The 24,865-nt window shown below is 73.5% G+C and carries 20 protein-coding genes and 1 riboswitch; of the genes, 10 read left to right on the top strand and 10 right to left on the bottom strand.

What is annotated here, in order from left to right:
* Positions 1-35: 35 nt before the first annotated feature.
* The gene (locus ABD644_RS14240; protein ID WP_344689591.1) at positions 36-1,004 is read left to right on the top strand and encodes a hypothetical protein; all 969 of its coding nucleotides are present in this window, start codon (positions 36-38) and stop codon (positions 1,002-1,004) included.
* Between the two features lie 66 nt (positions 1,005-1,070).
* Here the strand turns inward: ABD644_RS14240 and ABD644_RS14235 are convergent, their stop codons facing one another.
* On the bottom strand, positions 1,071-2,330 hold the full coding sequence (locus tag ABD644_RS14235) for an MFS transporter (protein ID WP_344689590.1): 1,260 nt from the start codon (positions 2,328-2,330) through the stop codon (positions 1,071-1,073).
* A 297-nt stretch (positions 2,331-2,627) separates the two neighbouring features.
* On the opposite strand from ABD644_RS14235, the gene ABD644_RS14230 reads away from it, so the two are divergent.
* Positions 2,628-5,588, top strand: a complete 2,961-nt coding sequence (locus tag ABD644_RS14230) for a helix-turn-helix transcriptional regulator (protein ID WP_344689589.1) — start codon at positions 2,628-2,630, stop codon at positions 5,586-5,588.
* Positions 5,588-5,977: an MmcQ/YjbR family DNA-binding protein gene (locus tag ABD644_RS14225; protein ID WP_344689588.1), complete on the top strand. Its 390-nt coding sequence runs from the start codon at positions 5,588-5,590 to the stop codon at positions 5,975-5,977. The genes ABD644_RS14230 and ABD644_RS14225 overlap by 1 nt, the downstream gene beginning before the upstream one ends.
* Positions 5,978-5,990: 13 nt before the next feature.
* Here ABD644_RS14225 and ABD644_RS14220 read toward each other — a convergent pair whose 3' ends face one another.
* Both ABD644_RS14220 and ABD644_RS14215 read right to left on the bottom strand, forming a co-directional pair.
* Complete coding sequence (locus ABD644_RS14220) at positions 5,991-6,890, bottom strand: DUF1028 domain-containing protein (protein ID WP_344689587.1); 900 nt, start codon at positions 6,888-6,890, stop codon at positions 5,991-5,993.
* 91 nt (positions 6,891-6,981) lie between these two features.
* A complete protein-coding gene (locus ABD644_RS14215) occupies positions 6,982-7,977 on the bottom strand; it encodes an LLM class flavin-dependent oxidoreductase (RefSeq protein WP_344689586.1) in 996 nt (331 codons plus the stop codon).
* Positions 7,978-8,135: 158 nt separating this feature from the next.
* On the opposite strand from ABD644_RS14215, the gene ABD644_RS14210 reads away from it, so the two are divergent.
* Entirely contained in the window at positions 8,136-8,621 is a 486-nt protein-coding gene (locus ABD644_RS14210) for a hypothetical protein (RefSeq protein WP_344689585.1), read from the top strand.
* Positions 8,622-8,736: 115 nt separating this feature from the next.
* Positions 8,737-10,065 (top strand): multicopper oxidase family protein, encoded by a 1,329-nt coding sequence (locus tag ABD644_RS14205; RefSeq protein ID WP_344689584.1) that lies wholly within the window; start codon positions 8,737-8,739, stop codon positions 10,063-10,065.
* 4 nt (positions 10,066-10,069) lie between these two features.
* On the opposite strand, the gene ABD644_RS14200 is transcribed toward ABD644_RS14205, so the two are convergent.
* On the bottom strand, positions 10,070-10,834 hold the full coding sequence (locus tag ABD644_RS14200; protein WP_344689583.1) for a PP2C family protein-serine/threonine phosphatase: 765 nt from the start codon (positions 10,832-10,834) through the stop codon (positions 10,070-10,072).
* Between the two features lie 142 nt (positions 10,835-10,976).
* On the opposite strand from ABD644_RS14200, the gene ABD644_RS14195 reads away from it, so the two are divergent.
* Positions 10,977-13,502 (top strand): HAD-IC family P-type ATPase, encoded by a 2,526-nt coding sequence (locus tag ABD644_RS14195; protein ID WP_344689582.1) that lies wholly within the window; start codon positions 10,977-10,979, stop codon positions 13,500-13,502.
* Here ABD644_RS14195 and ABD644_RS14190 read toward each other — a convergent pair.
* The 3 genes from ABD644_RS14190 to ABD644_RS14180 all read right to left on the bottom strand — a co-directional run bounded on the left by ABD644_RS14190 (position 13,420) and on the right by ABD644_RS14180 (position 14,790).
* Entirely contained in the window at positions 13,420-13,824 is a 405-nt protein-coding gene (locus ABD644_RS14190) for a winged helix-turn-helix domain-containing protein (protein ID WP_344689581.1), read from the bottom strand. The two genes, ABD644_RS14195 and ABD644_RS14190, sit on opposite strands and share 83 nt — an antisense overlap.
* Complete coding sequence (locus ABD644_RS14185) at positions 13,821-14,543, bottom strand: hypothetical protein (protein WP_344689580.1); 723 nt, start codon at positions 14,541-14,543, stop codon at positions 13,821-13,823. Before ABD644_RS14185 ends, ABD644_RS14190 begins: the two co-directional genes overlap by 4 nt.
* A 94-nt stretch (positions 14,544-14,637) precedes the next feature.
* Positions 14,638-14,790 (bottom strand): hypothetical protein, encoded by a 153-nt coding sequence (locus ABD644_RS14180; protein WP_344689579.1) that lies wholly within the window; start codon positions 14,788-14,790, stop codon positions 14,638-14,640.
* 17 nt (positions 14,791-14,807) lie between these two features.
* Between ABD644_RS14180 and ABD644_RS14175 the strand changes: the two genes are divergently transcribed.
* Both ABD644_RS14175 and ABD644_RS14170 read left to right on the top strand, forming a co-directional pair.
* The gene (locus ABD644_RS14175) at positions 14,808-16,493 is read left to right on the top strand and encodes a ribonuclease J (protein WP_344689578.1); all 1,686 of its coding nucleotides are present in this window, start codon (positions 14,808-14,810) and stop codon (positions 16,491-16,493) included.
* A complete protein-coding gene (locus ABD644_RS14170; protein WP_344689577.1) occupies positions 16,490-18,091 on the top strand; it encodes a peptide chain release factor 3 in 1,602 nt (533 codons plus the stop codon). The genes ABD644_RS14175 and ABD644_RS14170 overlap by 4 nt, the downstream gene beginning before the upstream one ends.
* On the opposite strand, the gene ABD644_RS14165 is transcribed toward ABD644_RS14170, so the two are convergent.
* Positions 18,088-19,491: a TonB-dependent receptor gene (locus tag ABD644_RS14165; protein WP_344689576.1), complete on the bottom strand. Its 1,404-nt coding sequence runs from the start codon at positions 19,489-19,491 to the stop codon at positions 18,088-18,090. The two genes, ABD644_RS14170 and ABD644_RS14165, sit on opposite strands and share 4 nt — an antisense overlap.
* 152 nt (positions 19,492-19,643) lie before the next feature.
* Here ABD644_RS14165 and ABD644_RS14160 point away from each other — a divergent pair, with 152 nt between their 5' ends.
* Together ABD644_RS14160 and ABD644_RS14155 are read left to right on the top strand one after the other, a co-directional pair.
* On the top strand, positions 19,644-20,552 hold the full coding sequence (locus tag ABD644_RS14160; RefSeq protein ID WP_344689575.1) for an alpha/beta hydrolase: 909 nt from the start codon (positions 19,644-19,646) through the stop codon (positions 20,550-20,552).
* Positions 20,553-20,567: 15 nt separating this feature from the next.
* A complete protein-coding gene (locus ABD644_RS14155; RefSeq protein ID WP_344689733.1) occupies positions 20,568-20,906 on the top strand; it encodes a TfoX/Sxy family protein in 339 nt (112 codons plus the stop codon).
* 60 nt (positions 20,907-20,966) lie between these two features.
* Here ABD644_RS14155 and ABD644_RS14150 read toward each other — a convergent pair whose 3' ends face one another.
* Together ABD644_RS14150 and ABD644_RS14145 are read right to left on the bottom strand one after the other, a co-directional pair.
* Positions 20,967-22,010 carry a ribonucleotide-diphosphate reductase subunit beta gene (locus tag ABD644_RS14150; RefSeq protein WP_344689574.1) on the bottom strand — a complete coding sequence of 348 codons (1,044 nt, stop codon included), beginning with the start codon at positions 22,008-22,010 and terminating at the stop codon, positions 20,967-20,969.
* On the bottom strand, positions 22,007-24,421 hold the full coding sequence (locus ABD644_RS14145) for a ribonucleoside-diphosphate reductase subunit alpha (protein ID WP_344689573.1): 2,415 nt from the start codon (positions 24,419-24,421) through the stop codon (positions 22,007-22,009). The genes ABD644_RS14150 and ABD644_RS14145 overlap by 4 nt, the downstream gene beginning before the upstream one ends.
* 118 nt (positions 24,422-24,539) lie before the next feature.
* Positions 24,540-24,758, bottom strand: a riboswitch (cobalamin riboswitch).
* Positions 24,759-24,865: the final 107 nt, after the last annotated feature.

Here is a 24,865-nt window from a genome sequence, read left to right as displayed (position 1 = left end):
GTGGCTCCCGCGCACGGTCCTGGCAGACTGCGCCGGTGCCGGCGCCGTCCCCGCCCGCGTCGGTGACGGCCGAACCGCGGGCGCGGACCTCCGTGGCGCGGGCCCTCGTGCACGTCGTGGCGGCCGGGCTCCTCGGCGTCGTCGCGGCCATGACGGCCGCGCCACCGATCATGGTCTCGCTCTTCGGCGGAGTCGTCGCGGTGCTGGTCACCGTCGTCGTCGTCATCGCCGTCGTGGCCGGGCTCGCGGTGGCGCTCGACCGTGCCGCCGGCCCCGGACTCAACGGCCGGGCCGGATCGGTGAACCGCGGCGTGCTGCTGGGCGTGGCCGGGTGCGTCATCGCCCTGGCGATCGTCTTCATCGCATTCCGGACCGGCCACGCGAGCGACCTCCCGGTCCCGCTGCGCTACGCCACCGCCGCCGTGCCCTTCGCCGCGGTCGCCGCGCTGCAGTGGCCGGGCCCGGTCCGGATCGTCACCACCGTCGTCCTCGTCACGACGGCCGCGGTCGTCGGCATCCCCTGGGCGCAGGAGCGGGCGGCCGCCGGTCGGGAGGCCGACATCCGCGCCCAGATCGGCACCACCGCACGGCCGTGGGTCACCGAGATCACCGGCCTGCGGGGCGGCGCCCCGCAGACCACGGGCAGCGAGTGGCTCTCGACCCCCTACACGGCCGACGGCGACCCCCAACCGGTCGTCCGGCTGGTGCGCGTGCCGTCGACGGTCGCCGCGGGCGCCGACCCGTGCGGCGGCCAGTTCTTCCCGCCCGGCAGCGAGTACGACCTGACCTCGTGCACCGAGACCGCCGCGGGGGTCTGGTCGCGTGTCGCGGACCCGTACCGGCAGCAGCTGGTCACGCGGCTGGGCGGGACGTGGATCAGCGCCGAGGCCGATGTCGACGTGGCGCCGGCCCTGCTCGCGGAGGCGCTGGCCCACGCCCGGCCGATGACCGGCGACGAGTACGAGGCCTGGCTCGACGCCATGCTCGTCCACCCCCTGGACTGATCCGGTGGCGACGCCGGCTGCCACCCGCCTGATCGGGCGACGGGTGGCAGCGGGTTCGGGCAGCCGTCAGGCCGCCGCCGGCTCGCGCACGAGGGCCACCGCGGCCCGGTGCCGTCCGGCCGCGCGGCGGGGCAGGGCGACCACCGCGGCGTACCCGCCGGCCAGCAGGCCCGTTCCGATGATCGCGCCGGTCAGCCCGACGAGCGCCACCAGCGGGGCCGCCACGAGCGAGCCGACCACGATGCCGGCGATCGACACCGGGAGCGCGATGCCGTAGGCGCGGGTGAAGACCTCCTCGTCCAGCTCCCGCTGCAGAGCGGTCTCGCACAGGACCTCGACCAGCACCGCACCGGCGCCGCCGACGACGGCCCACACGAGCAGGCCGGCCAGCCACGGGGTGACCGCCATCAGCGCCGAGGGCACCGCGAGCACCAGCAGCGCGCCGACCAGGACGGCCTTCGGGCGGGGGCTGCGGTCGGCCCGGCCGGCCACCGTCGTCCCGAGGATGCCGCCGGCGCCGAGCCCGGCGAGGACGTATCCGTACCCGGCGTCGCCGTAGCCCAGCTCCCGGGTGAGCAGCATGAGGAGCACGGTCTGCATGCCGTAGACGACGCTGCAGACCACGTCGGCGCCGACCAGCCGCACGGCCACCGGGTGCGACCGCAGCGCCCGTGCCCCGGTCACGACGTCGGCCACGATGGTCCGCCGTTCGCCGACCCGGCCCGGACGGAACGCCGCGCCACCGGGGATCGACAGCACGGCCAGGCCCGAGAGCGCGAACGACGCGGCGTTGACCAGGAAGGCCGTGCTCGGCGGGCCGACCAGCAGGAGGACGGCGCCGACGACCGGCCCGGCGGCCACCGCGCCCATGCCCACGACCGCCCGTGCGGCGTTGGCGCCGGCGAGGTCGGCGTCGGGGACCAGCCGTGGCGTGCTCGCCGCCGCCGACGGCGGGTAGGGGGCAGCTGCCGCCGTCGCCAGCCCGGCCAGCACCGGCGCCAGGACGACGGGCAGGCCGGCGAGCGCGACGACACCGAGACCCAGCATGAGGACCGCGCGGGCGAGGTCGGACACGACCATCACGTACTGGCGGTCGAAGCGGTCGGCGATCACGCCACCGAGCGGTCCGAGCACGACCAGCGGCACCACGCGGGCCGCGGTGGTCGCGGCCAGCCAGCCGGCGCTGTGGGTGCGCTCGTAGACGAAGGCCAGCAGCGCGACGTTGTAGAGCCAGTCCCCCGCCTGCGACACGGCGAGCCCGGCGAGCAGCCGGCGGAACCCGCGGTGCCGCAGCGCGCCGCGCATGGTGCCGGGAGCCGCGGTCACGACCGCACCGCCGCGGTGAGCACGCTGCCGGGCAGGCTGCCGATGACGCCGCCGATCACGAGGCCCTTGCAGACGATGTCGCGGATGTCGTTCATGGGGATCCCCTCCGGGAGAGCCGTGCCGCACCTGCAGCGGTGCTGGGAGAAGGCTGTCGCTGAGGCGGCGGATCCCGGATCGGGCGGCGGCCCCGTTCCTCCGGGTCGGGCCACCTCAGATCGGGCGCCCCGCGGACACCGGTGGGAGATGCGGCGTCCTGAGGCACCTCAGGACGGCGTCCGACGTGTCAGCATCCCTGCCGTGCGGTTCGAGGTCGTGAGCCCGGTCCTCGTGGGGCGCGAGCGCGAGCTGGCGCAGTTGCGGGCCGCGGTCGCGCGGACGGCGGCAGGCGAGCCCGGGGTCGTGCTCGTCGGCGGCGAGGCCGGCGTCGGCAAGAGCCGGCTGCTCGACGCCGCGTTCGGCGACGCATCCGGTATGCGGGTCCTCACCGGCGGCTGCATCGAGCTGGGCGGGGAGGGCCTCCCGCTGGTGCCCCTGGTGGAGGCGCTGCGCACCGTCGTCCGGACGACGCCGTCCGGCGACCTCGACCGGCTCCTCGGCCCGGCCCGGCGGGAGCTGGCACGGCTGCTCCCGGAACTCGCCGTCGACCTGCCCGCTCCCCCGGCCACCAGCGGCAGCACCGCGCAGCTGTTCGAACTCGTGCTCGGCGTCCTCGGCCGGATCGGCGACGAGCATCCGCTGGCGCTCGTCGTCGAGGACCTGCACTGGGCCGACCGCACCACGCTGGACCTGGTCGCGTTCCTGGTCCGCGGCCTCCAGGGCACGCGCGTGCTGCTCGTGCTCACCTACCGCTCCGACGAGGTGGACCGGAGGTCCCCGCTGCGCCCGCTGCTCTCCGGGTGGGAGCGGCTGCGCGGCGTGGAGCGGCTGCAGCTCGAGCGCTTCAGCCGCCGGGAGACCGCCGCACAGGTCGGTGCGATCCTGGGCGCGACCCCGGAGCCGGGCATGGTCGACCTGGTCTTCGACCGGTCCGAGGGCAATGCCTTCTTCGTCGAGGAGCTCGTCCGCACCGTCCGCGACGGCACCGGCGAGCACGAACTGCCGCCGTCCCTGCGCGACGTGCTGCTGTCGCGGGCCGAGCGGCTCTCCGGCCCCGCCCAGCGGCTGCTCCGGACCGCCGCCGTCGCCGGCCGCTGGGTACCCGAGCGGCTGCTGTCCGAGGTCGCCGCGGTGTCCCCGGCCGAGCTGTACGAGGCGCTGCGCGAGGCCGTCGACGCATCGCTGCTCGTCGTCGACGGCACGGGGCGTGGCTACGCCTTCCGGCACGCGCTGACCCGGGACGCCGTCTACGAGGACCTGCTGCCCGGCGAGCGGGTGGAGCTGCACACCGCCTACGCCGAAGCGCTGGACCGCGCCCCGGGGCTGGCCGAGGACGACGCCTCGGTCGCGGCCACCCTCGCCGTCCACTGGTACGCCGCGCACGACATGCCGCGCGCGCTGGCGGCGTCGGTGCGCGCGGGGCGGCAGGCGATCGCCGCGTTCGCCCCGGCCGAGGCGCGCCGGCATCTGGAGCGGGCCCTGGAGGTGTGGCGCAGCGTGCCCGACGCGGAGACGTGGGCCGGCGCCGACCAGGTCGAGGTGTTGCGGCTCACCGCCCGGGCGACCTTCCACGGCGGGGATCCCGAGCGGGCGCTCACGCTGCTGGAGCGGGCCCTGGATCTGGTCGACCCCGACACGGACCCGGAGCGCAGCGCGTTCGTCGTCGAGCAGCGGGCGGTGACCGTCCGCGCGCTCGGCGAGGACGGCGCCGGGGTCACCGAACTCGAGACGGCCCTCGCCCGGCTGCCGGTGGACCCCCCGAGCCTGGCCCGGGCAGCGGTGCTCGCCGCGCTGGCCAACACGCTCATGCGGGTGGGGTCCGACCGCGCGTCCGAGGTGGCCCGGACCGCGCTCGCCGCCGCCCGCGCCACCGGGGCCACCCAGCAGGAGGCCGGCGCGCTGCTGACCCTGGGCTCCGCCCTCAGCTACCTCGCCGACCCGGCGGAGGGCGAGGCCTTCCTGCGCGAAGGGCTGCAGCTGGCGCTCGACGCGCACGACCACGAGACCGCACTGCGCGGCTACGTCAACCTCTCCGACGCCCTCGAGGCAATGGGCCGGCACGGGGACGCCGCCACGGCCGCGCGCGACGGGATCGAGCTCGCGACCCACGTGGGGCTCTCCCGCAGCTTCGGTGCCTACCTCACCGGCAACCTGGTCGAGCCCCTGGTCCGCCTCGGGGAGTGGCGGGAGGCCGAGCGGGTCGCCGCCGACGTGGTGATCGGTGACCTGCGTGGGGTGTTCGGCGCGACCGTGCAGGAGCTGCTGGGCTACCTCGCCGTGACCAGCGGTCGGCTCGACGCGGCCCTCCAGCACGTGCGGGAGGCCAAGCGCCAGCTCGGGGAGTCGCGGGAACCGCAGTTCACGCAGGCGCTGATCTACATCGAGGCGGAGGCCGCCCGTGCCCGGGGGGAACTCATAGCAGCCGCCGAGCTCGCCGAGGCCGGGCTCGCCGTGAGCACCGCCTGGTCGGCGCGCTACTCCTGGCCGCTGCTCTGGCTGCGTGCCCGCACCGCCGCGGACGCCGCCGTCCGGGGACGCGACGAGCACCGGCCCCCCGCCGTCGTGCTGGACCCCGACCTCCTCGGGCGCACGCCGGCCGGCCCCGTCGGAACGGCCTCCCCGGCCGCGCGCGGCTACCGGGCGCTGACCGCCGCGGAGACCGTGCGCCGCGACGGCGCCCCCGCGGTCGAGGCGTGGCGGGCCGCGGTCGCGGCGTGGGAGGAGGCGACCGACGCCTGGCCGCTGGCCTATGCGCGCTACCGGCTGGGCGAGGCGCTGTGCGCCGGCGAGGACCGCGCCGGGGCGGCGGCCGTGCTCCGGCTGGCCGCGGAGGCGGCCGAGGCGATGGGCGCGGCCCCGCTCCTCGACGACGTCCGCGCGCTGGCCCGGCGTGCCCGGGTGCCGCTCGACGACGGCGTGCCCGGGCCGTCACCGGCGACCGGTGCCCCCGTGCCGTTCGGCCTGACCGACCGCGAACGCGAGGTGCTCGCCCTGGTCGCCGCGGGCCGGTCGAACGGGCAGATCGCCACCGCCCTATTCATCAGCCCGAAGACCGCGAGCGTGCACGTGTCCAACATCCTCGCGAAGCTCGGTGTGAGCGGCCGCGTCGAGGCCGCGGCCGTGGCGCACCGCCTCGGGCTGGTTCCGGAAGGACGGCCCTGATGGCGACCTGGGACGCGGTGTCGGCCGCCTGCCTCGCGCTGCCGGAGGCGGTGGAGACGACGTCGCGCGAGGGGCAGCGGCAGTGGCGGGTGCGCGACAAGTCCTTCGCCTGGGAGCGCCCGCTGCGCCGTCGTGACCTCGAGGAGCTGGGCGCCGCCGCCCCCGCCGGGCCGGTGCTCGCGGCCTCCGTCCCCGACGAGGGGGCCAAGCGGGCGCTGGTCGCGGCCGAGCCCGAGGTCTACTTCACCACCCACCACTTCGACGGCTACCCGGCGGTGCTGGTCCGCCTCGACGAGATCGACGACGCGTCGCTGGTGGAGCTGGTCAGCGAGGCGTGGGCCTGCCGGGCACCTCGCCGGCTGCGCGCCGAGCACCCCCCGCCCGGCTGACCCGCGGCGCGGACTACGGCACCACGGGCACGATCCGGGCGATCACGTCGTCGGGCATGAGCCCGGCCTTGCCGAAGCGCCGGGCGGCCTCGAGGAACTGCGGCGCGCAGGCCGCGAGCTCGACGAGCATCTCCCGGGCGGCGTCCTCCCGGCCGGCCAGCGCCGCGACGACGGCCCGCCACATCAGCTGGTCGGGCTCGGTGACCGGGTCCATCGGCCGCAGCAGCTCCAGCTCGCGGTCGGCGGTGACCGGATCGCCGTCGATGGCCTGCTGGAAGTAACGGACGACGTCCTGGTAGCGGACCTTGGTGATGAGCAGCTCGCCGAGTGCGGTGATCGGGTCGGCGGAGTCGTCGACCCGCAGGTCCACCACCGTGTCGTGCCAGGGGCGGCCCGTCGTCGTGGCCCGGATGACCATGATCGCCGCGGATCGCCGGCCCCGGAAGTCACCGCCGGCCTCCTCCCCCGCCTGCAACGCGGTGAGCAGCCGCTGGGCCAGCGGCCCGGCCGAGCCCTCGAACGACTCGACCATCGACTCCCACACCGCCGGGGAGGCAGCCATGTTGGCCAGCGCGACGCAGGTGTCGCCCTGCAGGTGCCCGGCGGCGTCGACGCACTGCTCGCCGGTGTAGGCGGCGAGGTCACCGTTCACGCCGAGGACGGCGACCTGCCGCCGACTCGGATGCGGGTCGACGCTGCTCAGCGCGGTCAGCACCTCCTGCGCGGTGAAGCCGCCCTGCAGCAGGTCGAGCCCGACCGAGCCGTACATCGGCTCGGCCATCGACTGGGTGGCGATCACGCCGTGGCCGGGCAGCGCGAAGGGCACGCTGTTGCCGACGGCGAACGCCTGGGACTGGGTGGCGACGCCCATCTCCCCGGTTTCCGGGTCGCGGGCGACGATCGAGTAGGTCACCGCTGAGCCCTACCCGCCCCCCGCCGAGGGGAACGTGACGATGATCAGCCTGCCCGCGCTCGAGGGGTGGTCGATGCGGGCCAGCCGTAGGTCAGTCGCTCGCCATCGCCTCGGCGGTCAGCTCCACCGACCGCAGCCGGGCCTCGACCGTGGGCGACTGGAACGCGACGATCAGCTCGTCGGCGTCGGCCAGCTTGCGGAACGTCTCCAGGTACTCCCCCACCTCGGCCGGCGTGCCGAGCGCGGTGTGGGTGAGCATCTGGTCGACGTGCACCGCGGCGCCCTGCGCCAGCAGCTGCTCGGCGGCGGTGTCGAAGTCGACGCCCTCGGGCAGGCGGCCCCGGCCGAACAGCCCGACCGCGCGCACCCGCCGGGTGACCTGCAGCTGTTCCTCGGCGGCCCGACGGTCGTCGGCGGCGATCACGTTGACGCCGGCGATGACGTAGGGCTCGGCGAGCTGCGCGGAGGGTCGGAAGTCGCGCCGGTAGGCGGCGACGGCGGGCTCGAGCAGCTGCGGGGCGAAGTGCGAGGCGAAGGCGTACGGCAGGCCGAGCGCGGCGGCCAGGGTGGCGCCGAACATCGACGAGCCGAGGACGTACAGCGGCACGTCCGAGCCCTTGCCGGGGATCGCCTGCACCCCGGGCACGCGGGTGGCCCCGGTGAGGTACCCCTGCAGCTCCAGGACGTCGTCGGGGAAGCGGTCGGCCGAGGCCGGGTCGCGGCGCAGCGCGTACATCGTGTTCTGGTCCGAGCCGGGCGCTCGGCCCAGCCCCAGGTCGATGCGGCCGGGGTACATCGCCTCGAGCGTGCCGAACTGCTCGGCGATCGTCAGCGGCGAGTGGTTGGGCAGCATGACCCCGCCGGCCCCCAGCCGGATCGTCTCCGTCTGCGCGCCGACGTGGGCGATCAGCACGCTGGTCGCCGACGACGCGATCCCGGGCATGTTGTGGTGCTCGGCGTACCAGACCCGCCCGTAGCCGTGCCGCTCCGCGCGCCGGGCGAGCTCCACGCTCGCGGCGATGCTGCTGGCGGCGGTCTCCCCGCGGGCGATGGGCGCCAGGTCGAGGACGGACAACGGGATGCGCATGGAAGAGCCCTTCGATCGGTTGCCCGGTGCAACCCGCCGACGTCCGGCGAGCTTCCCGACGTGTCGCGCGCAGAACCCTGTCGGCCCGGAAGCCGGCAGGTGTACAACCTGCGCCGACACGGGGGCGATCGCCTCCGTGACGTCTTGAGGAGACGATCGTGAAGCAGACGTACCGCGTGGTTGCCGGGCTGATCGCCCTGGGGGTGCTCGTGCAGGCGGCCTCGGTCGCCTTCGGCTGGTTCGAGGTGATCAGCGAGGTCGAGAACGGGCAGATCTTCGACGAGAACGCCGAGTTCAACCTCGGCCAGCTCGTGCACCTGTACGGCGGGCTGTACGCCATCCCGGTGCTCGGCCTGGTCCTGCTGATCGTCTCGTTCCTCGCCGCGAAAACCGTCCCGCAGGCACGCAAGTGGGGCGGCATCGTCTTCGGACTGGTCGTGCTGCAGGTGGCGCTGGCGATCTTCGCCTTCGCGCTCGCGCCGGCCATCGGGGCGCTGCACGGCGCCAACGCGCTGCTGCTGCTCGGCGCGGCCCTGCGGGCGGCGTCCCTGACGCAGGTCGAGGCACCGGCGGCCGGCGGACCTGCCGTCCCCCGGCAGCGGTCGGAGAGCCCATCGACACCGTCGTCGATCCCTGTCCAGTGAGCTCCGCCGCCGCTGGCGGCTGATCGTCCCGCTCGTCGTCCTCGTCCTGGGGATCGGGTTCCTCGGCTGGCTGTGGTGGTCGAGCCTGGTCCCCTCGACGTACTCGATCACCGAGATGGGGCACGCCGAGTACGGCGGCGGGCCGGAGGGGCACGACCACGCCACCGGCCGGCCCGTCGCCGAGCTCACCGGCCCGACGACCGGTGAGCCCGACGCCGCCTTCGACCTCGCTGCCGCACGGGGCACCGTCCGGCTGGCCACCGGGGAGGAGATCCCCGGGTACACGCTCAACGGCACCTCGCCGGGCCCGGCCCTCGAGGTGCAGCAGGGCGACCTCGTCCAGGTGACGCTCACCAACGTCGACGTCGGCGAGGGTGTCACCCTGCACTGGCACGGGGTGGACGTGCCCAACGCCGAGGACGGCGTGGCCGGCGTGACCCAGGACGCGGTGGGTCCCGGCGGCAGCCACGTCTACCGGTTCGTCGCCGAGGATGCCGGCACGTACTGGTACCACTCCCACCAGGTGTCCCACGAGCAGGTGCGGGGCGGCCTGTTCGGCACCCTCGTCGTGCTGCCGGCCGAGCAGGAGGAGGAGGTGCGCGACGTCGTCGCGCCGGTGCACACCTACTCGGGACGGCGCACCGTCATGGGCGGCACCGGCGTGGTCGGGGTCGACGCCGTACCGGGCGAGCGGGTCCGCGTCCGCGTGGTCAACACCGACAACGGGCCGCTGCGCGCCTGGGTGACCGGCTCCCCGTTCGAGGTGGTCGCCGTCGACGGCACGGACGTCAACGAGCCGACGCCACTGCGCGACGAGGGCCTGGTGGTGACCGCGGGCGGCCGGGTCGACGTGCTGGTCGAGGCGCCGGCGCGGGTGGACACCGGTGGCGGCTCGGCGGTGGTCGTCGGGCCGCCCGGCACCGAGATCGAGCCGCGGGCCGAGCCCGCCGGCCAGGTCGACCTGCTGTCCTACGGCTCCCCGCGGCCGCTGTCGTTCGACCCGGACGAGCCCGACCGGCGGTTCACCTACGAGATCGGTCGCCGCGTCGGCTTCGTCGACGGCCGTCCCGGGTTCTGGTGGACGATCAACGGCCGCCTGTTCCCCGACGTGCCGATGTACCACGTCGAGGAGGGCGACGTGGTGCGCATGACCATCCGCAACGACAGCGGCGACGTCCACCCGATGCACCTGCACGGGCACCACGCGATCGTGCTGTCCCGCGACGGCGTCGCGGCCAGCGGCAGCCCGTGGGTGGTCGACTCGCTCAACGTCCTCGACGGCGAGACCTACGAGATCGTGTTCCTCGCCGACAACCCCGGGATCTGGATGGACCACTGCCACCACCTCGACCACGCGGCGGAGGGACTGGTCGCCCACCTCGCCTACGCCGGCGTGGCCGGGTCCTTCGAGGTCGGTGGCCCGGCGGACAACCAGCCCGAGTAGCGGCTCAGGCCGCCCGGGCGCACGCCCCGACGAGTGCGACGTCGGCGACGACGGCGGTCACGTTGTCCTGCGTCCCCGCGGCCAGCGCGTCGCGGACGAGCCGGGTCGCCGCGGCCGTGGGAGCCGGTTCGTCGGCGAGGACCCGGGCGAGCACCTCGGGCGCGACGACGCCGGAGAGCCCGTCGGAGCAGAGCAGGAGGCGGTCCCCGGGCCGGACGTCGTGCCGGCCCACCTCGAGGTGCGCCAGGTCGCCGTCCCGCCCGTGCAGCGCGCCGAGGACGACCGACCGCAACGGGTGGGTGCGGGCCTGCTCGGCGTCGATCGCGCCCGCGTCCACCAGGGACTGGACGAGGGTCTGGTCGCGGGTGAGCTGCCGCAGCCGACCGTCGCGGAACAGGTAGGCGCGCGAGTCACCGACGTGCGCGACGACGAGCTCCGACCCGGTGAGCGCCACCGCGGTGAGCGTGGTGGCCATCCCCGACAGCTGCGGGTCGGCGGCGACGGCGTCGGCGAGCCGGCTGTTCGCCGCGGCGACCGCGACGGCGAGGTCGTCCCCGGCGGTGGACACCGCCGTCACGGCCAGCGTCGCGGCGACCGCTCCCCCGACGTTGCCACCGACACCGTCGGCCACCACCAGCAGGCGCTCGCCGGTGGCGGCGGCGTCCTGGTTCTCCCGTCGTGGGCCGGCGATCGAGACCACCGCCGCGTCGAGCCCGAGCTCGTCCGGCTCCGGGCACCGCCACGGGACGGTCGTGCTGCCGTCGGCCACGGGCTCCTCCTCGCTGGTGCACCCAGTGTGGAGCGCGGAGGCTCGACGGCGGGTGGGAGAACGCTGTACGTCTCCTGTGAGCTGCGCCGGGCGTTCGGCGGGCGGGGGACTCGCGGGACAGACTGCCCCTGTGGAGGCGCAGGTGACCGGTGCGGACCAGCGCGGCACCGACGTCCGGGGGCTGACCGCACAGGAGGCCGAGGAGCGCCGCCGCAGGGGGCAGGGCAACGTCGCGGGCGGCCGGTCGTCGCGCAGCTACGCGCGGATCCTGCGCACCAACGTCTTCAACTTCTACAACACGATCCTGTTCGTCATCGGCGCCGCACTGCTGGCCCTCGGTCGCTACAACGACGCGTTCATCAGCGTCGGCCTGGGGCTGGTCAACGCCGCGCTGAGCGCCGTCCAGGAGATCCGGGCCAAGCGCAAGCTCGACCGGCTGCAGCTGCTCACCCGCGGCGTGGTGCACGTCGAGCGCGACGGGCAGGTCGTGGAGGTGCTGCCCGAGGGCGTCGTCCGGGACGACGTCGTGCGGCTGCGGCCCGGCGAGCAGATCGTCGTCGACGGGCCGCTCCTCGACGGCCGGGTCGAGGTCGACGAGTCGCTGCTCACCGGCGAGTCCGAGGCGCTGGCCAAGGGGCCCGGGGACGAGCTGCTGTCGGGCAGCTTCTGCGTCGGCGGCGAGGGCCGCCAGCTGGCGCGGGCGGTCGGCGCGGACAGCTACGCCAGCCGGCTCACCGCCGACGCCCGGCGCGAGTCCACCGACGTGACGCCGCTGCAGCGCCGGATCCAGTTCGTCATCCGCCTGGTCATGGCCCTCGCCGCCCTGATGAGCGTGACGATCCTGCTGCAGGCCGCCCTCGAGGGCCTGACCCTGGTGCGAACCGTGCAGACCACGGCCGTGCTCTCGGGGCTGGTCCCCTACGGGCTGTTCTTCCTGGTGGCGCTGGCCTACACGGTGGGTGCGGTCAAGAGCGGCGAGCAGGGTGCGCTCGTGCAGCGGGTCAACGCGGTCGAGTCGGTCAGCAACGTCGACGTCGTCTGCGTGGACAAGACCGGGACGCTCACCACCGGCCGGCTCACCCTGGTGGAGGTGCGCCCGCTCGGCGCCGCCGACCCGGCCGAGGCGGAGCGCTCGCTGGGGTCGATGGCGCACAGCGCCGGTCTGCCCAACCTGACGACCACCGCACTGGCGGAAGCCCTGCCCGGGGCGGAGGTGACCGTCCGGGAGGAGATCCCGTTCTCGTCCTCCCTGCGGTGGAGCGCGCTGCGCACCGACGACGAGGTCTGGGTGCTGGGCGCTCCCGAGGCGCTGGCCCCGCACCTCACCGGACCGCCGCTGGCCGACGACGTGCACGGGTGGACCGCCGAGGGACTGCGGGTGCTGCTGCACGCCCGCGCCGTCGATCCCGCCGCCCCGCTGCGCGGCGCCGACGGCCGCCCGGCCCTGCCGGCCCTGGAACCGGTCGCGCTGGTCGTGCTCGCCGACGAGTTGCGCGCCGACGTGACCGCGACCCTCGCGGGACTGGCCGCCCAGGGGGTGGCGGTGAAGGTGATCTCCGGCGACGACCCCGGCACCGTGGCCGCCCTCGCCGTCCAGGCCGGGCTCTTCCCGACCCCGCCGGTGCACGGCAGCACCCTCGACGGGCTCAGCGATCCCGAGCTGGACCACGTCGTGGCCGACAGCACCGTGTTCGGCCGGATCACCCCCGAGCAGAAGGAGCGGATCGTCGCCTCCCTGCGCCGCCAGGGCCGCTACGTCGCCATGGTCGGCGACGGAGTCAACGACGCCCGGGCCCTGAAGCAGGCGCACGTCGGGGTGGCGATGCGCAGCGGCAGCGCCGTCACCCGCGACGTCGCCGACATCGTCCTGACCGACGACTCGCTCGCCGCCCTGCTGCCGGCGCAGCGCGAGGGCCGCCGGATCATCAACGGGATCGCGATCTCGATGCAGGTGTTCCTGGTGCGCGTCGCGACCCAGGGCCTGGTCATCCTCGCCATCACGATGCTGGGGCTGGGGTTCCCGTACTCGCCCTCGCAGGTGGGCCTGACACTGCTCACCGTCGGCGTGCCGTCGCTGTTCCTCACGGCGTGGGCGCGCCCGACGGTGCCCGACCCCGCGCTGCTGGCCACCCTCGGACGGTTCGTGATCCCGGCGGCGGTGATCACCACGGCCGGTGGCGTGGCGGTCTACGCCTCCCTGTACACCAGGGTGCTGAAGGGTTTCTCGGACCCGGACCTGCCCGCCACGCTGATCGCGGACTTCGAGCGCTACACCGGGATCTCCGAGGACGACGCCGGATTCACCGAGGCGGCGGCGACCATCGGGGCCCAGACCGGGCTGGCGACGTTCGTCTCCCTCGCGTCGTTCGTGCTGATTCTCTTCCTCATGCCACCGCACCGCGTCTTCGCCTCCTGGACCCGGCCGACCGGCGACCGGCGCCCCGCCGTGCTCGTCGCCGTCCTCGTCGCGGTGTTCGCCGCGGTGCTGTTCGTCCCGGCGCTGTCGGACTACTTCGGCCTGACCGGCCCCGCCCGGCCGGTGTTCACCACCGTGCTCCCGCTGCTGGTGGTCTGGTTCGTCGTCCTCACCGCGGCCTACCGGTTCCGGCTGCTCGACCGGATGCTCGGCCTGGACGACCTGCCGCCGGGGAGGGCGCCGGCGCGCTGATCCGGGGCTCGGCAGCCGACGGGGGCCGGGCGCCGTCGAGCAACTGCCGGAGCGCCCGCAGTTCGGCGTCCAGTGCCTGCCGACCCTGCGGCGTGATCCGCACCCACGTGCGGGGACGCCGCCCCTCGTACCCCTTCTCGATGCCGACCAGGCCCGCGTCCTCGAGGACGGTCAGGTGACGGGAGAGGTTGCCGGCGGTCAGATCCAGGGTCTCCCGGAGGTAGCGGAACTCCACCTGCTCGACCTCTCCGGCGATGGTCAGGATGCCGAGCCGGTGACGCTGGTGGACGACCTCGGAGAGGCTGCGGGTCGGATGGCTCACGCCGGCACCCTGTCCCTCGGGCGGGCGGTCAGCGCGCGGGCGACCAGGCCGGAGACGAGCAGCACCAGGCCGGGGAGGACCACCCCGGCCGCGTTCGCCCACTGCCCGTACGGGACGCCGACGTCGAACAGGAGGTTCTCGACGTTGTAGGTGCTGACGAGGGCGGTCACGCCGAGGAACGCGATCACCACCGCCGTCAGTGCCGAGCTCCGCTCGAGCCAGGCCAGGACCAGCAGGGAGACGGCGATGACGATGATCGCGAGCGTGCCGCGGAAGCTCACCCAGAACAGCAGCCAGGCCACCGCCGGAACCTGCTGGAGCACCACGAGGACGACCGTGGTGAGCAGGCCGGCCAGGACGAAGGCGAGCACCGGACGCCGGAGGCCGATCCGCTGGGCCTGCCGGCGGTACCAGAGCCCGCTCCCGACGAAGCCGACGGCCAGGGCCGCGAGCCAGTAGAAGGCGGTCTCCACCGGGTACGCGGTCAGCAGACCCGCGAACGAACGCACGACGAGGATCGCGAACGTCGACCCCGGCCACTCCGTGTCCTCACCACCGATCGACACGTACAGGGGCGAGGCGCCCAGTACCAGGACGCCGAAGAGCGTCAGGGGGAACCACCAGGTGCGGCCGGTCCGCCTCGTCCGCACCCGCAGCTGCTCCATCTCACTCAGCAGCGCGGCGGGGTCCTGGCCGTCGTCGGGTCGGTGCGCGTCCATGGCTGCCTCCGGCAGGTGTCGAAGCTGTGCAGGGGCAGTAGGTTTGCATCACAAACTAGTTTGGTCAAGGCCAGTCACTCCTCCGTCCTGGCGGTCATCGCGGCCAGGGCCGCGGTACGGCGTCGAGAGCCGCGCTGTACCGCGGCTCCGGCGACCGCACGGCGGCGCCGGCGAGGACCGGTTCGTGGGGAGCGGGCGCGCCGACGACGCACGCGAGGGCCGACCGGCGGCGGGAGTTCTGCGTCACGCCCGTAGCGTGGGGGCATGAGCCGCGCGCACCCCGAACTCCGCACTCCCCCGGCACTGGCCCCCGGTGGGCTGCGGGTGGTCGCCCTCGGCGGGCTCGGGGAGATCGGCCGGAACATGACGGTGTTCGAGCACGCCGGCAAGCTCCTGGTCGTCGACTGCGGCGTCCTCTTCCCCGAGGAGCACCAGCCGGGGATCGACGTGATCCTGCCCGACTTCACCGCCATCCGGGACCGGATCGACGACGTCGTGGGCATCGTGCTCACCCACGGCCACGAGGACCACATCGGCGGGGTGCCCTATCTCCTGCGGGAGCGCCGCGACATCCCGCTGATCGGCTCCAGGCTCACGCTGGCGTTCATCGACGCCAAGCTCAAGGAGCACAAGATCAAGCCGGTCACCCGCGAGGTGGCCGAGGGCGACCGGCAGACGTACGGGCCGTTCGACCTGGAGTTCCTGGCCGTCAACCACTCCATCCCCGACGCGCTGGCCGTCGCCATCCGCACCGCGGCCGGGCTGGTGCTGCACACCGGCGACTTCAAGATGGACCAGTTCCCGCTCGACGGCCGGATCACCGACCTGCGCGGCTTCGCCCGGCTCGGCGAGGAGGGCGTGGACCTGTTCCTCACCGACTCGACCAACGCCGAGGTGCCCGGGTTCACCGTCTCCGAGGGCGAGCTCGTGCCGGCCATCGAGAGCGTCTTCCGCAACGCCTCGAAGCGGGTCATCGTGTCCAGCTTCGCCAGCCACGTGCACCGCATCCAGCAGGTGCTCGACACCGCCCACGCGCACGGCCGCAAGGTCGCCTTCGTCGGCCGCTCGATGGTGCGCAACATGGGCATCGCCCGGGAGCTCGGCTACCTGAACGTGCCGCAGGGGCTCGTCGTCGACATGAAGGTGCTGGAGAAGCTGCCCGCCGACCAGGTCTGCCTGGTCTGCACCGGCTCGCAGGGCGAGCCGATGGCGGCGCTGTCCCGCATGGCTAACCGCGACCACGTCATCCGCATCACCGAGGGCGACACGGTCCTGCTGGCCAGCTCGCTGATCCCCGGCAACGAGAACGCGATCTACCGGGTCATCAACGAGCTCACCCGGTGGGGCGCGAACGTCGTGCACAAGGGCACCGCCAAGGTGCACGTGTCCGGTCACGCCAGCGCCGGTGAGCTCGTCTACTGCTACAACCTCGTCCAGCCCCGCAACGTCATGCCGGTGCACGGCGAGTGGCGGCACCTGAAGGCCAACGCCGAGCTGGCGATCCGCACCGGCGTGCACCCGAAGGGCGTCGTCATCGCCGAGGACGGCGTGGTCGTCGACCTGGTCGAGGGCCGGGTGCGGATCACCGGCAAGGTGCCCGCCGGCAACGTGTACGTCGACGGCACCGACGTCGGCGGCGTCACCGACGCCTCGCTGAAGGACCGCCGCACCCTCGCCGAGGAGGGCGTCATCACCGTCGTCGCGATCGTCGACGCCGACACCGGCCAGCTGGTCGAGCAGCCGGACTTCCTCGCCCGCGGCTTCGTCCACGGTGACACGACGTTCGACGACGTCGTCCCGCTGATCGAGAAGGCGCTGGCGCGGGCCGCCGAGGAGGGCGTCGGGACGGCGCTGCAGCTCGAGCAGCTGATCGCCCGGACCGTCGGCGGCTGGGCGCACCGCGCCCACCGGCGCAGCCCGATGATCATCCCCGTCGTCGTGGACGCATGAGCGCCGAACCCCTGACGGTCGCGGGGGGCGCGCGGGTCGAGGCGGCGCGGCGGCGCACGTTCGCCGTCATCAGCCACCCCGACGCCGGAAAGTCCACCCTCACCGAGGCCCTGGCCCTGCACGCGCGGGTCATCGGCCGCGCCGGCGCGGTGCACGGCAAGGCCGGCCGCCGGGGCACGGTCTCGGACTGGATGGACCTGGAGAAGGCCCGCGGCATCTCGATCACGTCGGCGGCCCTGCAGTTCGAGTACCGCGACGCGGTGATCAACCTGCTCGACACCCCCGGGCACGCCGACTTCTCCGAGGACACCTACCGGGTGCTCACCGCTGTCGACGCGGCGGTGATGCTGATCGACGCGGCCAAGGGCCTCGAGACCCAGACCATGAAGCTGTTCGCGGTCTGCCGCCACCGCGGCATCCCGGTGATCACCGTCGTGAACAAGTGGGACCGGCCCGGCAAGGACGCCCTCGAGCTCATGGACGAGGTGAGCGAGCGCACCGGCCTGACGCCGACGCCGCTGACCTGGCCGGTGGGCATCGCCGGTGACTTCCGCGGGGTGCTCGACCGCACCGACGGCACGTACCGGCGGTTCACCCGCACGGCCGGCGGGGCGACGATCGCGCCCGAGGAGGGGCTCCCCGCGGGCGCCGCCGAGGCCCGCGAGGGCGAGGAGTGGACGCGGGCGGTGGAGGAGTCCGACCTGCTGGCCGCGACCGGTGCCGCGCACGACCAGGAGCTCTTCCTCGATGGGGTCACCACGCCGGTGCTGTTCGCGTCGGCGGTCTCCAACTTCGGGGTCGGCGCGCTGCTGGACACCCTGGTGGACCTCGCACCGCCGCCGGCGCCGCGACCGGCCGCCGACGGCGCCGCCCGAGACCTCGACGCCCCGTTCAGCGCGTTCGTGTTCAAGGTGCAGTCGGGCATGGACGCCGCGCACCGCGACCGGTTGGCCTACATCCGGATCTGCTCGGGGGTCTTCGAGCGCGGCATGGTGGTCACCCATGGCCGCACCGGGCGCCCGTTCGCCACCAAGTACGCGCAGCAGGTGTTCGGTCGGGAGCGGGAGAGCGTCGACCTCGCCTACCCCGGTGACGTCGTCGGTCTGGTGAACGCCTCGGCGCTGGGCGTGGGCGACACGCTCTACGCCGACGTCCCGGTGACCTACCCCCCGCTGACGACGTTCGCGCCGGAGCACTTCGCCGTCGTCCGCAGCCGCGAGACCGCCAAGCACAAGCAGTTCCGCCGCGGCATCGAGCAGCTGGACTCCGAGGGCGTCGTCCAGGTGCTGCGCTCCGACCGCCGGGGCGACCAGGCGCCGGTGCTCGCCGTCGTCGGGCCGATGCAGTTCGAGGTGGCCACCCACCGGATGGAGCACGAGTTCGGGGCGCCCGTTCACCTCGAGCCGCTCGGCTACAGCCTGGCGATGCGCACCGACGCGGAGTCGGTCGCGGGGATCACCGCGTCGAGCGGCACCGAGGTCGTGCAGCGGAGCAACGGCGAGTTCCTGGCGCTGTTCACCACCAAGTGGGTCATGCGGGTGCTGCGCGAGAACAAGCCGCACCTGACCCTCGAGCCGCTGGTCGCCGCCCAGCTCTAACCGCGGGCCTTCTGGTATCCGAAGAAGCCCCGCTTCTTGATCAGCTCGCACACCTCGGCGGGCACCATCGACTCCCAGCCGTCGTCGTCGGTGGGGATCCGCTCGAGCACGTCGCGGCTGAGGATCGGCAGGTAGTCGGGCTTGTAGTTGTCCAGGCCCACGAAGCTGCCCCGCCGCGACAGGTATTCGTACAGCGGCTGTAGCTCCGCGGCCACGGAGGCGGTCTCGACCGTGACCACCTCGCGGTTCCGGAGCATCGGGTAGACGAACAGCCGCAGGTGGTTCTTGAACAGCCGGCCGAAGCTCTCCAGGATGCCGCCGGGCAGGTCGGCGTGGTCGGCCTCGTCGAAGAGCGAGAGCAGGCTCGGGACGCCCATGACCATCCCGATCCGGCCGTCGGTGCGCCAGGCGAGGTAGGCGGCCAGCCGGTGGTAGGCGAGGAAGTCGGAGATCAGCACGGTCATCCCGCAGGCCGACAGCAGGTCCGCGCGGGCCAGGAAGTCCCGCCGGTCGACGGTGTCGCCCCCGGCGCGCAGGTTGGCCATCGTCAGCTCGGTCAGCATCAGGATCTCGCGGCCGGCGACGGCGGGGTCGTCCTCGAACTTGGCCCGGGCCGCCTCCAGCATGTCCAGGTTCACGACCGTGGGCGGCCGGAAGCTGCCCCGCTCGACCAGGATCGCCTTCTTGCGCAGCACCTCGCTGGGCTGCAGCACCTGCCGGTCGGCCCCGAACATCGCCGCGCCGGAGAGCCCGAGCTGCACGAGCTTGAGCGCCATGAGCCGGTTGTCGACCGCCCGGAACTCGATGCCCTTGAGCTCCACCATGTCGATCTCGATGCGGCCGGTGGTCAGCTGGTCGAGCAGCCGCTCGATCAGCCGCTCGGGCTCGTGGTGCTCGAAGAAGGCGGCGTGCAGGAGGTTCACCCCGACGACGCCGAGGGCCTCCTGCTGCTGGGCGGCCTCGCCGTCGAGCATCCGCACGTGCAGCACGATCTGGCTGGGCTCGTCGCGCGGATGGGACTGGAACTTCACGCCCATCCAGCCGTGGCACTCGTTACCGCCCCTGTAACTACGCGCCACCACGGTGTCGGCGAAGGCGAAGAAAGCCGTCTCGTCGCCCCGCTCGTCGGAGAGGCGGTCGAGGTTGAGCTGGAACTCGCGGTCGAGCATGGCCTGCAGCCGGCCCTTGGACACGTAGCGGTCGGACTTGCCGTAGACCGCGTCGCTGACCGCCATGTCGTAGGCCGACATCGACTTGGCCACCGTGCCCGCCGCGCCGCCGGCGCGGAAGAACCAGCGGGCGACCTCCTGCCCGGCCCCGATCTCGGCGATCGTGCCGTACCACCGCAGGTCGAGGTTGATCTGCAGCGCCTTCTGCAATGTGTCCGCGCCGGCTTCCATCGGGGCCCCCTCACGGTGCCGCCAGGCCTGGCGGGAGCGTAGCGGGATCGGGGGCCGCGGGCGCCTCGGTCGGCCCTCCGGCCGGGGCCGCCGGTGCACTAGCGTCCGGTCACCGCCCGGCGCCGGTGCCGGGGACGACGAGGAGGCGGGCCATGACGGATGCGGTGGGCACGACGGAGGCCGGGCATCCGCCCACGGCGCGCTTCACCGTCCTCGGGCGGGACGGCGTGCAGGTGCACGCCTACCGGTGGGACGCCGGCGGCCCGGTGCGCGGCGTCGTGCAGCTGACCCACGGGATGGGCGAGCACGCCCTGCGCTACGGCCACCTCGCCGCGACGCTCACCGCCGCCGGGTTCACCGTCTACGCGCAGGACCACCGCGGGCACGGCGCGACCGCCGGGGAGCAGACCCTGGGCGCGATCGGCGCCGAGGGCTGGACGAGCCTCGTCGACGACATCGACCTGCTGGCCACCCGGGCGCGGCAGGAGAACCCGGGAGTGCCACTCGTCCTGCTCGGGCACAGCATGGGCTCCTTCGCCGTCCAGCAGTACCTGCTCGAGCACAGCGACCGCGTCGACGCCGTCGTCCTCACCGGGACGGCCCTGCTCGACCTGCTCGAGCCGGCCATGGACCTCGACGCACCGATGGACCTCTCGGCCTTCAACGCACCGTTCGCGCCCGCGCGCACCGACTACGACTGGCTCTCGCGCGATCCGGCCCAGGTCGACGCCTACGTCGCCGACCCGCACTGCGGCTTCGGGCTCGACGGCCCCGCCGTGCGGGCCATGTTCGAGGCGGCCCGCCCGCTGGCCGACACCGAGCGGATGGGGGCGATCCGCTCCGACCTCCCGCTGTACGTCGCCGTCGGCGCGGACGATCCGGTCAACGGGCAGCTCGCGCTCGCCCACGCCCTCGTCGACCGCTACCGGGCGGCGGGGCTGGCCGACATCACGTTCCGGCCCTACGAGGGCGCCCGCCACGAGGTGTTCAACGAGACCAACCGCGACGAGGTCGAGGCCGACCTGCTGGCCTGGCTGGACCGCGTCGTCCCCGCCCCCTGAGGAGGACCCGTGCAGATGCCGAAGCCGACCGAGGCCGACCGCGTGCGGTTCACCGCCCTGGTGCCCGACGGGCCCGACGTCGTCGTGAAGCCGATGTTCGGCAACCTCGGCGCGTTCGTGAACGGCACCATGTTCATGGGGCTGTTCGGCAGCGACGTCGGCGTGAAGCTCGCAGCCGCCGACGCCGAGGAGCTGCTCGCCCAGCCGGGCGCGGGGCCGTTCGGACCGGCCGAGCGGCCGATGGGCGGCTACGTGACGCTGCCCGCGACCTGGTCGCCGGAGCAGGCGGCGCCGTGGGTCGAGCGGTCGCGGACCCAGGTGGCCGCCCTCCCGCCGAAGAAGCCGAAGAAGTAGGCGTGCCGGCCTGTTCCGGGGAACGGTGCCGCCGTTCCCCGGAACAGGTGGTGGTGTGCCCTAGAAGTCCTGGTCGTCGAAGGACACCTGCCCGCTGACGCCTACCTGGTAGGCCGAGACCCGCCGTTCGAAGAAGTTGGACAGCTCCTGCACGTCCTGCAACTCCAGGAAGGCGAACGGGTTGGCCGATCCGTAGCGGGCCGGGATGCCCAGTTGCTCCAATCGCCGGTCGGCGACGTGTTCGAGGTAGGCGCGCATGTCGGGGAGGCTCATCCCCGGCACGCCTCCCCCGAGCAGGTCCTCGGCGAACTGGACCTCGCACTCCACGGCCTCGCCGATCATCTCGCTGACCTGCGCCGCGAGGTCGTCGTCCCAGAGGTCGGGCTCCTCGCGCCGGACCGTGTCGACGACGTCGAACGCGAACGCCATGTGCATCGACTCGTCCCGGAACACCCAGTTGGTGCCGCTGGCCAGCCCGTTGAGCAGCCCACGTGAGCGCAGGAAGTACACGTAGGCGAAGGCGCCGTAGAAGAACAGGCCCTCGATGCAGGCGGCGAAGCAGATCAGGTTGAGCAGGAACGCCCGTCGGTCCTCCGGCGTCCGCAGCTCGTCGAGCTCCCCGAGCGAGTCGATCCACCGGAAGCAGAAGTCGGCCTTCCGCTTGATCGACGGGATGCGCTCGACGGCGGCGAACGCCTCGTGGCGCTCGGCCTCGTCGGGAACATAGGTGTCGAGGAGGGTCAGGTAGAACTGGACGTGCACCGCCTCCTCGAACAGCTGCCGGGACAGGTACAGCCGGCCCTCGGGCGAGTTGACGTGCTGGTACAGGTTGAGCACGAGGTTGTTCGCCACGATCGTGTCGCCGGTGGCGAAGAAGGCCACCAGCCTGCTCACCAGGTGCCGCTCCGCGGGGCTGAGCCTGCGGAGGTCGGCGACGTCGGAGTGCAGGTCGACCTCCTCCACCGTCCAGGTGTTCTTGATGGCGTCGCGAAAGCGGTCGTAGAAGTGCGGGTAGCGCATCGGCCGGAGCGTCAGCTCCATCCCGGGGTCGAGCAGCATCGGGTTCTCCTGAGCGGTGGGCACGGCGGTCGGGACGGCGGTCACTGGCAGGCCTCGCAGCTCTCGGGGTTCTCCAGCGAGCAGGCGACGGCGTCCTCCGTCGCCGTGACCGCCACCGTCGCCTGCTGGATCCGCGTCGCCGGCCGGGACCGCAGGTAGTACGTGCTCTTCAGCCCGCTGGCCCAGGCGTAGCGGTACATCGAGCTCAACTTCCCGATCGTCGGGCTGGCCATGAACAGGTTCAGCGACTGGCTCTGGTCCACGTACGGCGCGCGGGCGGCGGCCAGGTCGATGAGCGCCTTCTGCGGCAGCTCCCACGCGGTGCGGAACAACCGGCGGGTGTCCTCCGGCAGGTCGGCGATGCCCTGCACGGACCCCTCCGCCCGCTTCAGCGCCTGCCGGGTGGCGTCGTCCCAGCGGCCGAGCCGCTTGAGCTCGTCCACCAGGGCGCCGTTGACCTGGAGGAACTCGCCGGACAGCGTCTCGCGCTTGAACAGGTTGGACACCTGCGGCTCGATGCACTCGTAGCAGCCGGCGATGGAGGCGATCGTCGCCGTGGGGGCGATGGCGACGAGCAGCGAGTTGCGCAATCCGTGCTCGGCGACGGCGGCCCGCAGCGCCTCCCACCGCTCGGTCTGGGTCGGCGTCACGCCCCAGAGGTCCGGCTGCAGCGCTCCGCCCGCGGCCCGGGTCTCGGGGAACGCGGGGTGGGCGCCGTCCCGCGCGGCCAGCGCCGCGGAGGTCTCCAGCGCGGTCAGGTAGATCTCCTCGGCGATGCGGGTGGAGAGCTCCCGCGCCTCGGGCCCGTCGAACGGCAGCCGGAGCGCGAAGAACACGTCCTGCAGGCCCATGACGCCCAGACCCACCGGCCGCCAGCGCGGGTTGCTCGCCGCGGCCTGCGCGCTGGGGTAGTAGTTGATGTCGATCACGCGGTCGAGGAAGTCGACCGCGGTGCAGACGGTGGCACGCAGCTTCGCCCAGTCGACGCCGCCGTCGCCCAGGTGGGCGGCCAGGTTCACCGAGCCCAGGTTGCAGACCGCGGTCTCGGCGTCGCCGGACACCTCGATGATCTCGGTGCACAGGTTGGACAGGTGCACGACGTTGCCCGGCCGGCCGGTCTGGTTGCACGTGCGGTTGGCGGCGTCCTTGAACGTCATCCAGCCGTTCCCGGTCTGGGCGAGCGTGCGCATCATCCGGCCGTACAGCTCGCGGGCCGGCACCTGGCGCACGTACCGGCCGGCGGCCTCCGCGGCCCGGTAGGCCGCATCGAACTCCGCGCCCCACAGGTCGGGCAGTTCCGGCACCTCGTCGGGGTCGATCAGCGACCACGGCTCGTCGGCCTCGACCCGGCGCATGAACTCGTCGGGGATCCAGTTGGCCAGGTTGAGGTCGTGGGTGCGGCGGGCGTCCTCGCCGGTGTTGTCCCGCAACTCCAGGAACTCCTCGATGTCGGGGTGCCACGGCTCGAGGTAGACGCAGGCCGCGCCCTTGCGCCGACCGCCCTGGTTGACAGCGGCGACGGATGCATTGAGCGTGCGCAGCCACGGCACGATCCCGTTGGACTGCCCGTTGGTGCCCCGGATGAGCGCACCCCGTGACCGCACCCGCGACCAGGAGATACCGATACCGCCGGCGAACTTCGACAACGCCGCGACCTGGGCGTAGCGCTCGTAGATCGAGCCGAGCTCGTCGCGGGGGGAGTCGACGAGGTAGCAGGAGCTCATCTGGGTGTGCCGCGTGCCCGAGTTGAACAGCGTCGGCGAGCTGGGCAGGTAGGCCAGCGAGCTCATCAGCCGGTAGAAACCGATGGCCTCCTGCGGCGTGCGGGACAAACCGCAGGCCACGCGCAGCAGCCAGTACTGCGGGGTCTCGACGACCAGCCGGGTGGTGGGGTGGCGCAGCAGGTACCGGTCGGCGACGGTGCGCAGCCCGAAGTACTCGAACCGTCGGTCGGCCTCGGGATCGACCGCGTCGTCGAGCTTGCGGGCGTGCCGAGCAACGAAGGCCGCCGTCTCGTCGCCGATCAGGCCCTCCGCGTGGCCCAGCGCGATGCTCTGGCTGAACGAGGCGATGCCCTGCCCGGTGACCTCCTTGCGGACGAAGTTGGCCAGCAGCCGACCGGCCAGCTTGGAGTACTCCGGCTCCTCCCCGGTCATCTCCGCGGCCGTCTGGATGGAGAGCCGGTCGAGTTCGGCGCTGGTCGCACCGTCGTAGAGGCCGCTGATCGTGCGGGTCGCGACGCGGAGCGGGTCCACCCACTCCAGGTCGTCGCTCCAGCGGGCCACCGCACGGACGATCTTGTTGACGTCGACGGGTTCGAGGTCGCCGCTGCGCTTGCGGACCTGCATGCTGCTGCGCGGTGGCGTGGCGGGTGCGGGGGCGCCGGTGGTGCGGGCGCCGGCACGGGCGACGGACATCGCGGGCGACTGTGCCGTCGACTGGTCGGTCAGGGTCATCTGCTCGCTCCTCGTGAGCCGGACTCGAGACGTCCGGGCGAGGAGGAGCCGCCAGTCCCGGTCATGCCGGGACTGCCCGACGGACCCGATCCCCGAGGCCCCGGACGACCGCGCACGGGCGTGCGCGGTGCGGCTGGCAGGTCTTCGGACTCGCGGGCGCGCCGGCCTTCCGGTCGGCTCCTACTGGCCGTCGCTTCCCAGGTGCTCGCACACCCAGTGCATCTGACGGCGGTCGTTCCCACTCACCGCTGCGGGACAGTCCCGGATTCCCACCGGGTTCCCTCTTGCCCCGACCCGCTCGTGCAGAGCGGCCCGGACCAGCTGCTCGACCACCATATGTGGAGGGGATGACAGGAGTGCGACACCACATGTTGATCGGCGTGTCGGTCACCGACCGGGGGCTTAGGTCCCTGCCCCGCGTCCCGCCACCGGGACTAGCGTCGC

It is taken from the genome of Blastococcus jejuensis, from assembly GCF_039534705.1.
GTDB lineage: Bacteria > Actinomycetota > Actinomycetes > Mycobacteriales > Geodermatophilaceae > Blastococcus_B > Blastococcus_B jejuensis.
Note: the sequence above shows the minus strand (reverse complement) of the source record. Positions and strands in the feature narration are given on the sequence as shown.